Annotated in this window: 8 protein-coding genes; 3 read left to right on the forward strand and 5 right to left on the reverse strand. The window is 62.5% G+C overall.

The window, feature by feature from the left end; genetic code table 11:
• Positions 1-107 precede the first annotated feature (107 nt).
• The 3 genes from cobT (at position 108) to BM131_RS01170 (ending at position 4252) form a co-directional block, all read left to right on the forward strand.
• Positions 108-1982 (forward strand): cobaltochelatase subunit CobT, encoded by a 1875-nt coding sequence (gene cobT, locus BM131_RS01160; RefSeq protein WP_090184384.1) that lies wholly within the window; start codon positions 108-110, stop codon positions 1980-1982.
• 114 nt (positions 1983-2096) lie between these two features.
• The gene (locus BM131_RS01165; RefSeq protein ID WP_090184387.1) at positions 2097-3887 is read left to right on the forward strand and encodes an aminopeptidase P family protein; all 1791 of its coding nucleotides are present in this window, start codon (positions 2097-2099) and stop codon (positions 3885-3887) included.
• Between the two features lie 23 nt (positions 3888-3910).
• Positions 3911-4252 carry a DUF427 domain-containing protein gene (locus tag BM131_RS01170; RefSeq protein WP_090184392.1) on the forward strand — a complete coding sequence of 114 codons (342 nt, stop codon included), beginning with the start codon at positions 3911-3913 and terminating at the stop codon, positions 4250-4252.
• Positions 4253-4256: 4 nt separating this feature from the next.
• On the opposite strand, the gene BM131_RS01175 is transcribed toward BM131_RS01170, so the two are convergent.
• The 5 genes from BM131_RS01175 to ftsZ all read right to left on the reverse strand — a co-directional run bounded on the left by BM131_RS01175 (position 4257) and on the right by ftsZ (position 11621).
• Positions 4257-5945 carry a chloride channel protein gene (locus BM131_RS01175; RefSeq protein WP_090184394.1) on the reverse strand — a complete coding sequence of 563 codons (1689 nt, stop codon included), beginning with the start codon at positions 5943-5945 and terminating at the stop codon, positions 4257-4259.
• Positions 5946-6169: 224 nt separating this feature from the next.
• Positions 6170-7822, reverse strand: a complete 1653-nt coding sequence (recN, locus tag BM131_RS01180; RefSeq protein ID WP_090184396.1) for a DNA repair protein RecN — start codon at positions 7820-7822, stop codon at positions 6170-6172.
• 34 nt (positions 7823-7856) lie between these two features.
• Positions 7857-8690, reverse strand: a complete 834-nt coding sequence (locus BM131_RS01185) for an outer membrane protein assembly factor BamD (protein WP_090184399.1) — start codon at positions 8688-8690, stop codon at positions 7857-7859.
• Between the two features lie 151 nt (positions 8691-8841).
• Positions 8842-9759 (reverse strand): UDP-3-O-acyl-N-acetylglucosamine deacetylase, encoded by a 918-nt coding sequence (lpxC, locus tag BM131_RS01190; RefSeq protein ID WP_090184402.1) that lies wholly within the window; start codon positions 9757-9759, stop codon positions 8842-8844.
• A gap of 194 nt (positions 9760-9953) precedes the next feature.
• On the reverse strand, positions 9954-11621 hold the full coding sequence (gene ftsZ, locus BM131_RS01195) for a cell division protein FtsZ (protein WP_090184405.1): 1668 nt from the start codon (positions 11619-11621) through the stop codon (positions 9954-9956).
• Between the last annotated feature and the right edge of the window lie 13 nt (positions 11622-11634).

An 11634-nucleotide genomic window follows, 5' to 3' on the forward strand; every position in this document is an offset into this window, starting at 1 on the left:
GCCACGGCACAGAACATGTGCGCAAACCAACGCAAGACGACAGCGCTGGACAGATCACCGTCGCGCACCACCTTGCCCCTATCCGCACAGAGTGATTTACCGATGCCATGAACAAGCCATCAGACAACCCCGCCGATCCGTTCAAAAAAGCCTTGGCCGAGGCGACCAAAGTCTTGGCCAATGATGCAGAGCTGACGATTAGCTATTCCGTCGATCCGGCGGGCCAGACCGCGGACAGCATTCGGCTGCCGCAGGTCAGTCGCCGCATGTCCCGGCAAGAGGTCCTGCTGGCGCGCGGCACCGCCGACGCCTTTGCGCTGCGGCACAAGTTTCACGACGCGGCAACCGCCGCCCGCTATGCCCCACCGGGGCAAATGGCGCGCGATATATATGACGCGATGGAAACCGCCCGGATCGAGGCTGTTGGCGCGCAATATATGCCCGGCACCGCTGGCAATATCGACGCCAAGATCGGCAACGAGGCCCTGCGCAAAGGCTACGACCAAATCACCAGCAGCGCCGATGCGCCGTTGGCGACGGCGGCGGGCTATCTGATCCGGCATCTGGCCACAGGCCGCGATTTGCCGCCCGGCGCAGATAACGTGATGAACCTGTGGCGCGGCTTTATCGAGGATCAGGCCGGCGGCACGCTGGAAAGCTTGAAAGACACGCTGAGCGATCAAAAAGCCTTTGCCCGCTTTGCGCGGCAGATCATCGCAGATCTGGGCTATGGCGATCAGCTTGGCGAAGACCCCGATGCGCCCGACGACGATCAGGATGACGAGGCCGAAAGCGGCGACGAGGACGAAGAGCAGCCTGATAGCACGGGCGATGACGCCGAGGGCGAAGAGGCAGAAGCCAGCCCCGAGCAGGCGCAAGAGGACCAGCAGGACGCGTCACAAGCGCAGGTCAGCATGGACGACAGCGCCGATACCGACATGGGCGAAGAGACCGAGATGCCTGAAGGCGAGGCCCCGATGGACCCGCCGCAGCCCGCGCCTGCGTCGGATGCCGACCCGGACTATAAGGTATTCACGACGGAATTTGACGAGGAAATCAGCGCTGCTGATCTGGCCGAGCCCGCCGAATTAGAACGCCTGCGCGCCTATCTGGATCAGCAGCTAGAGCCGCTCAAGGGCGCTGTGTCGCGCCTTGCGAACAAATTACAGCGCCGCCTGCAAGCCAAGCAAAACCGCAGTTGGGAGTTCGACCGCGAGGAAGGCATTCTGGACGCGGGCCGCCTTGCGCGGGTTGTGGCTAGCCCGACGACTCCGCTGTCGTTCAAGGTCGAAAAAGACACCGAGTTCCGCGATACCGTTGTGACGCTGCTGCTGGACAACTCGGGTTCCATGCGGGGCCGCCCGATTTCGATCGCAGCGATCTGCGCCGACGTCATGGCCCGCACGCTGGAACGCTGCGACGTGAAGGTCGAGATTTTGGGCTTTACCACGAAAGCGTGGAAAGGTGGCCAATCCCGCGAGGCTTGGCTGAAAGATGGCCGGGCCGCGACGCCGGGCCGCCTGAACGATCTGCGCCACATCGTCTATAAATCCGCAGACGCACCATGGCGCCGGACCCGGCCCAATCTGGGCCTGATGATGAAAGAAGGCCTGCTGAAGGAAAATATCGACGGCGAGGCGCTGGAATGGGCCTACCGCCGGATGATGGCCCGCGGCGAGCAGCGCAAGGTGCTGATGGTGATTTCTGACGGTGCGCCGGTGGACGACAGCACCCTGTCGGTGAACCCTGCGAATTATCTGGAAAAGCATTTGCGCGACGTGATTGCGATGATCGAAAAGCGCAAAGGCGTAGAGTTGGCGGCGATTGGTATCGGCCATGACGTGACCCGCTATTACAGCCGCGCCGTGACGATCACCGATGTCGAGCAGCTTGCCGGCGCGATGACCGAGCAATTGGCCAGTCTGTTTGACAGCGATCCGCGCAAACGCGCGCGTGTCTTGGGCCTGCGCAAGGTCCGCTGAGGCGGAGGTTGGCGTGTTGGCGCGCCTCCGGCGGGAGTATTTTTGGCAAGATGATGACGGGGCCGATGTCGTCCGGCGGGCGTGTGCGGGCAAGATGAATGAAGGACGAGCGTGATGTTTCAGAGCTTTGATGCGACGAGTGATCCGGCGCAGGGGCCGGGGCGGCTTGCAGCTTTGCGCGATGTTATGGCTGCTGCTGGTGTGGACGGTTTTCTGGTGCCGCGGGCGGATCGCTATCAAGGCGAATATGTCGCAGCCTGCGATGAGCGGCTGGCGTGGCTGACCGGATTTACCGGATCGGCGGGTTTTGCAGCGGTGTTGGCGGATGTAGCCGGGGTGTTCATTGACGGGCGCTATCGGGTGCAAGTGCGCGATCAGGTGGCGAATGTATTCACGCCGGTGCACTGGCCGCAAACGTCGCTGGCCCATTGGCTGATCAAACAGCTGTCGCAGGGCGGCGTTGTTGCCTATGACCCATGGCTGCATACGGTGGACGAGGTTGCAGCGCTGACAAAGGATGTGGCGGCGGCAGGGATTAGCCTGCGCGCGGTGCAAAATATGGTTGATCAGATTTGGTCTGACCGCCCTGCCCGGCCAAGCGCGCCATTCTTTGCACAGCCGCTAGAGTTGACGGGCGAGGCGCATGCAGACAAGCGGGCGCGATTGACGAAAGACGTATCGGACGGTGCTTTTGTCATTACGCTGCCCGACAGCATCGCTTGGTTGCTGAATATCCGCGGCGCGGATATCGCGCGTAATCCGGTGCCGCAGGCCTTTGCCATTTTGGCGGCGGATGGGCATGTTGATCTGTTTGCACCGGCGGCCAAGGTTGCGGATTTGGGCGATCATTTGGGGCCGGATGTCACGGTGCGCGACGACTTTGACGCCGCAATCGCCGCGCTGTCAGGGCCTGTGCGGATTGATCCTAAGTCGTGCCCGCAAGCCGTGCGCGATCTGATCACAGCAGAGGTGACAGAGGCGCAGGACCCCTGCATTTTGCCCAAGGCGCGCAAGACCGAGGTCGAGATTGCCGGCAGCCGTGCGGCGCACCTGCGCGATGGTGCGGCCATGGTGCGGTTTTTGGCCTGGCTGGATGCCGAGGCACCCAAGGGCCAGTTGACCGAGATTGCTGTTACCCAAGCATTGGAAGGTTTCCGCCGCGAGACGAATGCGCTGCGCGACATCAGCTTTGAGACGATCTGCGGCGCGGGCGCGCATGGGGCGATTGTGCATTACCGCGTCACCCGCGGCACCGATGCCCCCGTGAAAAGTGGCGAGTTGTTGCTGGTGGATAGCGGCGGGCAGTATGTAGATGGCACTACGGACATCACGCGCACGGTCATTATTGGCACGCCGTCAGGCGAGCACTGCGATCGTTATACCCGCGTTTTGCAAGGCATGATTGCGATCAGCCGGGCGCAGTTTCCGCGCGGGCTTGCGGGGCAGCATCTGGATGCGCTGGCGCGCTATCCACTCTGGACGGCGGGGCTCGATTTCGATCACGGCACGGGTCACGGCGTCGGTAGCTATCTGTCTGTGCATGAGGGGCCGCAGGGGATTTCCCATCGCAATACGACTCCGCTAGAGCCGGGGATGATCCTGTCGAACGAGCCGGGATATTACCGCGAAGGGGCATATGGTATCCGGATCGAGAACCTGATCGTGACCGTTCAGGCCCCAGAGGGGCCGGACAAGCGCGATATGCTCGCCTTTGAGACGCTGACCCATGTGCCGCTGGACCGCCGTTTGATAGACACGGGCCTGCTGTCGCGCACCGAAAGGGACTGGATCGACGCCTACCATGCCGCTACAGTCCGCCTTATCGCGCCGCTGGTGGAGGGGGCCGCGCGAGACTGGCTGCTTGCGGCCTGTGCGCCGCTTGAGGCGGCGACACCTTTCCCTTGAAATTGACGAAGGACTATCTGCCCATGGCCGATCATATCACTATTCGCCCTGCCACTGGCACCTGGGTTGTTCGCGCTGGCGGCGCTGTCTTGGGTGAAAGCACGCAAGCGCTCGAGCTGATTGAAGGCAGTTCTGCGCCCGTTATCTATTTTCCGCGCGGCGATATCGCGATGACGTTTCTGGATGCCAGTGATCGTAAGACCACCTGCCCGCATAAGGGCGAGGCGAGCTATTATTCCATCGTGACGAAAAGCAACACGCTGACGGATTCCGTGTGGTCCTATGAGGACCCCAAGGCTGACGTCGCACAGATCAAAGGCTATCTGGCGTTCCATACCGACCGCGTCGCCGTCGAGCAGGTCTAACCGTTTAGGAATGTTCCTCTTCGGCGCGGTCTGCCAAGGCGCGGTTTAGCACACGCAGGGCATCGACCTGAAAGAGGGCGCCGCGCAGATCTGGCGCAGCGCCCTTTTCGTTCATTTGGACCACCGGAATAAAGGCGTGGCCGCCTTTTTCAAAGATCGGCATGGCTTGTTCTAGCGTGGCATTCACGTCGATCCATGTGCCTCCTTCAATCATGTCCCAGCAGGCTTTTTCCGCAGCGGCCCTCGGGTCGGCAGCGAAGCGCATCACAGTGCCGACACGGAAGGTGCCCAGCAGATAGGCCTGCGGGCCAGCCGCCAGATGCACGCCGCGGCGTTCCAGTTGCGTCAGGAAAAATGAACGGTCCACAAGGCGCGAGGCCAGCGCAGTGGACATCGACACGGCGACCATCACCGCAAGGCCGGTTTGCCAGTCCCCCGTCAGTTCAAACACAATCAAGGTCGTGGAAATCGGCGCGCCAAGCACGGCTGCCGCGACGGCCCCCATACCTGCCAAAGCGTATAACGTGCCAGAGCCCGAGACGGCTGGGAACAGTCCCGTGGCGACGATACCAAAGGCCAGACCTGTCAGCGCACCGATCATCAGCGCCGGCGAAAACACCCCGCCCCCCATGCGCCCGCCCATGGTGATGGCAACGGCGGCGACCTTGAGGATCACAAAGATGATCGCTTGGGACAGGACCAGTTGTCCGGTCAGCGCGGCGCTTGTCGTCTCGTATCCCACGCCGATGATATGCGGGAAAAAGATTGCGATCAGGCCAAGCAGCGCGCCTGCCCCGGCAGGGCGCAGGCTGGCCGGGATGTTCAGGCTGAATTGCAGGCGGCTGCCCATACTATCGGCCCAAAAGATCGACCGCATCAGCACGACCGCCACGAGGCCGCAGATCAAACCAAGGATCAGAAAGGCGGGTAGTTCGACGTAGAAGCCAAGCACGGTGTCGCGGGGTAGGATGAACTCGGTGATGTCGCCGAACCACAGACGGTTGACGACGGTGCCCGCCACGCTGGCGATCACAATCGGGGCAAAGGCGTGGACGGCAAAGTGGCGCAGCACGACTTCAAGCGCGAAGAGCGCGCCAGCAATGGGGGCGTTGAAACTGGCCGAGACGGCGGCGGCGACAGCGCAGCCGAGCAAATCACGCCCGGTGATACCGTCCGCGCGGATCACCCGGCAAATCGCGGTAGAGATGACGGCAGCAAGGTGTACGACCGGACCTTCACGGCCGCTAGAACCGCCGGTAGACAGGGTCAGCAGGCTGGCAAAGGCAGAGGCGAGACCTTTGCGCACCTCCACCCGGCCTTCGTAAAGCGCTGCGCCCTCGATCACGTCTGCAACAGAGCGGACGCGGCCATCGCCGGTGATGCGGTTCAAGATCAGACCGACAATGAGTCCGCCGATGATGGGGATGATCAGGATTTGCGACCAATGCAGGCCCGCGACAAAGCTGTGCAGATGCGTCGGATCATCCGTGCCGTAGACCGTGCGTTGAATAAGGTCGATACCAAGTTTGAACGCCACCGCCGCTGCGCCAGAGGCGACGCCAAGAAACAGCGCGATGAACCAAAATTGCACTTGGCTGGGGCCACGCAATTTCAGTACCAGCCATGCACGGCGCAGATCGCCCTGCCCCCGGCTGACCGAGGCCGCGATCCATCCCGGCGGCGTGCTGCTCATGTCGCGTCCTCGCATAGGGCCGGGCTGGCGTGGGTTATATATGAGGTATGTCTAGGGGATGCGCTGCGCGGGTCCAAGGCTGAACTGGGATTTTGCTGCCGGCATTGAGGACGCGCCTGCGTGCGTCCTGCGTTGTCGGGGCGTCGTTGGGAATGATCCAGGGTTTGCGATGGAGGACAGCTTTGATGCCTCCGGCGGGAGTATTGCTGGCAAGGTGATCGGGATTAGCTTGGCATCAGGGCGCGGGCGGCGGCGCGGGCGGCGTCGGTGACTTGATCGCCGGAGAGCATGCGTGCGATTTCGTCGATGCGGGCCGCTGCGTCGAGGGGGATGACGGTGGATGTCGTCGAATCCTCGGTCTGGCGCTTTTCCACACGCCAGTGGTGCGCGCCGAGGGCGGCGACCTGAGGTGAGTGGGTGACGACGAGGACTTGGCCGCCGCTGGCGAGGGCGGCAAGGCGGCGGCCAACGGCGTCAGCCGTCGCGCCGCCGACACCCCGGTCGATTTCGTCGAAAATCATGGTCACGCCGCCTTGGCCTGCTTGCGACAGGCAGACCTTGAGCGCGAGCAGGAAGCGCGACAGTTCACCGCCAGAGGCGATTTTATTAAGCGGTCCCGGGGGCGCGCCGGGGTTGGTGGCGACGGTGAAGGACACATCGTCCCGGCCATCGGGGCCAGCAGGGCCGTTGCTGACAACGGTTGCAAAGACGGCGCGTTCCATTTTCAGCGGGGCCAGTTCAGCGGCCATGGCGGCGTCCAACGAGGTTGCGGCGGCGCTGCGGGCATCGGTCAGGGCGACGGCGGCGGCGTCATAGGCAGCCAGCGCGGCCTCTTCCGCTTTTTGCAGGTCGGCCAAGCCGCGTTCGGAATTATCCAGCAGCGCGAGCCGTTCGCGCAGATCGTCGGCGAAGGCGGCAAGGTCATCCGCCAGAACGTTGTGTTTACGGGCAAGGCCGCGGATTGCGAAAAGGCGTTCTTCGGTTTGTTCAAGTTCGGCGGGGTTGAAGGACAGGGCGTCTAGCGCGTCCTCGACCCCGCGCTGGGCTGCGTCCAGTTCAAACATCGCCCGTTCAATCGCAGCCAGCGGCGCGTCAAGGCGGCCATCGGCGCGGTCTGCAGCGCCGCCAAGCCAGCGGTTTGCGTCAGAAAGTTGACCCTCTGCCCCCTGCATGCCTAAGGCTTCGCCAGCGCGGGCGACGTCTTTCTTAATCTTTTCAGAGGCTTGCATCATGCGGCGCGCGGCATCAAGGGTGGCCTCTTCGCCCGGCTCTGGCATGATGGCGTCAAGTTCACCGACGGCGTGGCGCAGGTATTCTTCTTCTTGGCGGACTTCGGCGACGCGGGCTTCGGCGGCGTAAAGCGCCTTGCGGGCGCGGCCAAGGGCGGTCCAAGCGGTGTGCGCTGTCGCGATTTGGGGGCCAAGGTTCGCGTAGGTATCTAGCATGTCGCGGTGGCCCCGCGGGTTCAGCAGGCCCCGGTCATCGTGTTGGCCGTGCAGCTCGATCAGCGTATCGGACAGGGCGCGCAGCACTTCGGCGCTGACGCGGCGGTCGTTGACCCACGCGGTTTTACGCCCGTCGCGGGCGTTCACGCGGCGCAGGATCAGCGTGTCGCTGACGGGTAAACCCGCCTCTTCCAGCACGGCGCGCGCGGCATGGCCGGTGGGCAGGTCGAATTCAGCGGTGACTTCACCCTGATCCGCCCCTTGGCGCACCAGTTCAGCGCGTCCGCGCCAGCCCAGCACAAAGCCCAGCGAATCAAGCAAGATCGACTTGCCTGCGCCGGTTTCGCCGGTCAGCACATTCAAGCCGGGCTGAAAGTTCAGGGCCAGCCGATCAATGATCAGCATGTCGTGGATATCGAGTGCGCGCAGCATCAAAAAGTCCGCCCGGTCATTGCCCGTTGGGTGATTAGAGCCATTCGCCGCGCACAACCTGACGATAGATCGACGACAGCCAATTGTCGCCTGCCGCTTCGGCCTTGAGCCCCTTACCGGTCAGCAGGGCGTAGCTGTCCTGATACCACAAGGTTGACGGGTAGTTCGCGCCCAGAATAGCAGCGGCGGTCTGCGCCTCGTCGGTCAGGCCAAGGGCCAGATAGGATTCGACCAAGCGGTGCAGCGCCTCTGGCGTCTGCTCTGTGGTCTGGAACTCTTCGACCACGACGCGGAAACGGCTGACGGCCGAGGCGTAGTTCTTACGCTTCAGGTAGTACCGTCCGACTTCCATTTCTTTGGCGGCCAGATGGTCAAAGGCCAGATCGAATTTCAGGATCGACGCGCGGGCATATTCGCTCTCGGGGTAGACCTCGATCACGGTGCGCAAGGACTGCAGCGCCTGAAAGGTCAGGCCCTGATCCCGGCCGATATCATCGATCTGGTCATAATAGGACAGCGCCAGCAGATACTGGGCGTAGGCTGCGTCGTCTTCGCCAGGATAGAAATCCAAGTAGCGCTGCGCAGCGGCGCGGCTGTTGGGATAATCCCGGTCGCGGTGATACGAATAGGCCTGCATGATCAACGCCCGCTGCGCCCATTCGGAATAGGGGTACAGACGTTCAATCTCGCCAAAGTAAAAGGCCGCGTCGCCAGCGTCACCGGTTTCGACCTCAACCTCGCCTTTGGCGTAGATCTGGTCGGCGGTAAACGCCTCCATCGAGGCGGGCACGCGCGATGCACCGCTACATCCGGCCAGCAATAGGGCTGCTACAGCAACACCCAAGCGTGCTTTTGCACCTGTGCTCATCAAGCTGCCTGACATGCTAAGTCCCCGCAAATTCTACCCATTGAGGCAGTGCGCCCCCGGTTATTCGTGGGTCTAACAGAAAACAAACGGGGGCAAAATGCCTTTTGACCGTCCTATAACAGTTGTGAAGCATTCAGCCCCGCGCCTTATATCACGCAACAGCGCACAGATCGGCGACAGACACGCCCACACCGGGCAAGCGCGCCGCGATTTGGTGATCACAGGTCACCAGACGCCAAGCGGCGGGATTGGCGAAAAGCGCATGCAGCAAGGCGTTTGTCAGGTTGTGACCGGCTTTGTGGCCCGTATAGCGACCCAGGATCGGGCGGCCTGCGGTGTACAAATCACCCAGCGCGTCCAGCATCTTGTGGCGCACAGCCTCGTCCGCGTGACGCAAACCGCCGGGGGTCAAAACATCGGCACCGTCAACGACGACCGCGTTTTCCAGCGTGCCACCCAGCGCAAGGCCGTGGGCGCGCATGTATTCCACGTCGGCGTTGCGGCAAAAGGTGCGGCTGTCGCACAATTCGCGCACAAAGCTACCGTTCGCCATGTTCAGCGTCTTTTGCTGATGGCCGATCGCCGCGTCAGCGAAATCAATTTCGAAATCGATTTGCAGGCTGGTCGCGGGGCGTAGGGTCGCCCATGCGTCGCCGTGGCTGGCGCGGACTTCGTCCAAAATCTCGATCGCGAGCAAGGGCGCGGACAGGCGCGTTAGCCCGGTGGACACGATGCCGCGCACAAATGCCGCGCTGCTGCCGTCCATGATCGGCACTTCTGGGCCGTCGATTTCCACGATCGCGTTATGCACACCGCAGCCGGACAGGGCTGCCATCAGGTGTTCAATCGTCGAAACGCTAACATCGCGTTCGGTCAGGCGGGTATTCAGCGGCGACACCTCGACGTGATTCCACAGCGCGGGCAAACGACGGCCCTGCCCTGCGGCATCCGTGCGGACAAAAACAATACCGATATTCGCCCGCGCAGGGCGCAGCGTCAAACGCGCAGGACGGCCAGAGTGCAGGCCAATGCCGTCAAAGCTGAGATCGGATTGTAATGTCGTTTGCATGGGACGGGTCCGCCTTGGCGTAACTTAAGTTTGTTCTTGCTATGTTAACGCATCAGATAGGCGGCAAGTGCCACAGGGACAATTCACACATTGCAACGTTCTGAAACATGGCCTGTAACAAAGGCTAAGACCTTGCCCCACAAACGAAAAAGCCGCCCACGATGGGGCGGCTTCTTACTTTAGTGTAATGGTTTTTAGTTGGCCTGACGACGCAAGAAGGCGGGAATCTCGATCCGCTCTTGATCGGGATCGATCGCAGGCTCTGCACGCGGCTGGTCGCGCAGGGCGCTGACCTGCGGCTGCTGGCGCGACGGCTGGGCGCTAGGCGCTTCGCCCTGCCCGGTCATCCGGTTGATCAAAGAGTTAATGCCAAAGCGCGGCTTTTCACCTTCGGCCGCGCGGGCCGGTTCAGCATTGCGCTGCGCAGCAGGCGCTGCAGCTGTCTTGGGCTGACGGTTCACGGCAGCTTGCAGACGGGCCATTGCTTCTGGTGTTGGCTGGCCGGGCTGAGCGGAACGCGGCGCGACGAAGCTTTCAGAGGCTTCGATTTCCGGCTCTGGCTGCGGACGGTACGCGGGCGGCGGCAGGTCGTCGGACGTCGCGGCTGGCATTTCAGCGTAATCGTCATCCATCGGCTCGTACTGCTGATCGTCCATGCTCTCAAACAAGGAACGCTCTTCAACCGCAGGGGCCTGACGTGCGACAGGGGCCTGGCGCTGCGCCGGTGCTTCAGCGCGGGGCGCTGGCTGCTGGCGCGCGGCGGGCTGCTCGCGCATTTCGGTCTGCTGCGGTGCACGGGCAGCAGGTGCTGCGGCGCGCGGTGCGGGCTCTGGATTGCGGATCGGCTGGTTCATCGACATCGAACGGCGCGGGACGGGCACGTCGTCAGCGCGGACGCGGGCGTCGATGCCCGTTGCCACGACGGACACGCGCATGCGGCCTTCCATGCTGGTGTCCAGCGTGGAACCCACGATGATGTTCGCCTCTTGGTCGACCTTTTCGCGGATCTCGTTCGCGGCCTCGTCCAATTCGAACAGGGTCAGGTCGTAACCGCCGGTGATGTTGATCAGCACGCCGCGCGCACCGTTCAAGCTGATTTCGTCCAGCAGCGGGTTGGCGATGGCTTTCTGCGCAGCTTCTTTGGCGCGGTTCTCGCCTTCAGCTTCGCCTGTGCCCATCATGGCTTTGCCCATCTCGTCCATCACGGCGCGCACGTCGGCAAAGTCGAGGTTGATCAGGCCGGGACGGACCATCAGGTCGGTCACACCTTTAACGCCCTGATACAGAACGTCGTCTGCCAGCGCGAAGGCTTCGGTGAAGGTGGTGTTTTCAGTCGCCAGACGGAACAGGTTCTGGTTCGGAATAATGATCAACGTATCAACGACCTTCTGCAGGGCTTCGACGCCCTCTTCGGCCTGCTTCATCCGCTTGTTGCCCTCGAACTGGAAGGGCTTCGTCACGACGCCAACGGTCAAAACGCCAAGCTCGCGGGCAGCCTGTGCGATGATCGGGGCCGCACCAGTACCGGTGCCGCCGCCCATGCCAGCAGTGATAAAGCACATGTGTGCGCCAGCCAGCTGGTCAACGATCTGTTCGATGCTTTCTTCAGCGGCGGCAGCACCGACAGTCGCGCGCGCGCCAGCGCCCAGACCTTCGGTGACTTTGACGCCCATCTGGATCTTGGCTTCGGACTTGGACTGCTGCAGCGCTTGCGCGTCAGTGTTCGCAACGACGAACTCGACCCCGTCCAATTCCTTCTCGATCATGTTGTTAACAGCGTTGCCACCGGCACCGCCGACACCAAACACCGTGATGCGAGGCTTAAGGTCGTCGTGACCCGGGAGGGATAGGTTCAATGTCATGCTCAGTCCGCCT

The sequence above is a fragment of the Loktanella salsilacus genome, from assembly GCF_900114485.1.
Taxonomy (GTDB): domain Bacteria; phylum Pseudomonadota; class Alphaproteobacteria; order Rhodobacterales; family Rhodobacteraceae; genus Loktanella; species Loktanella salsilacus.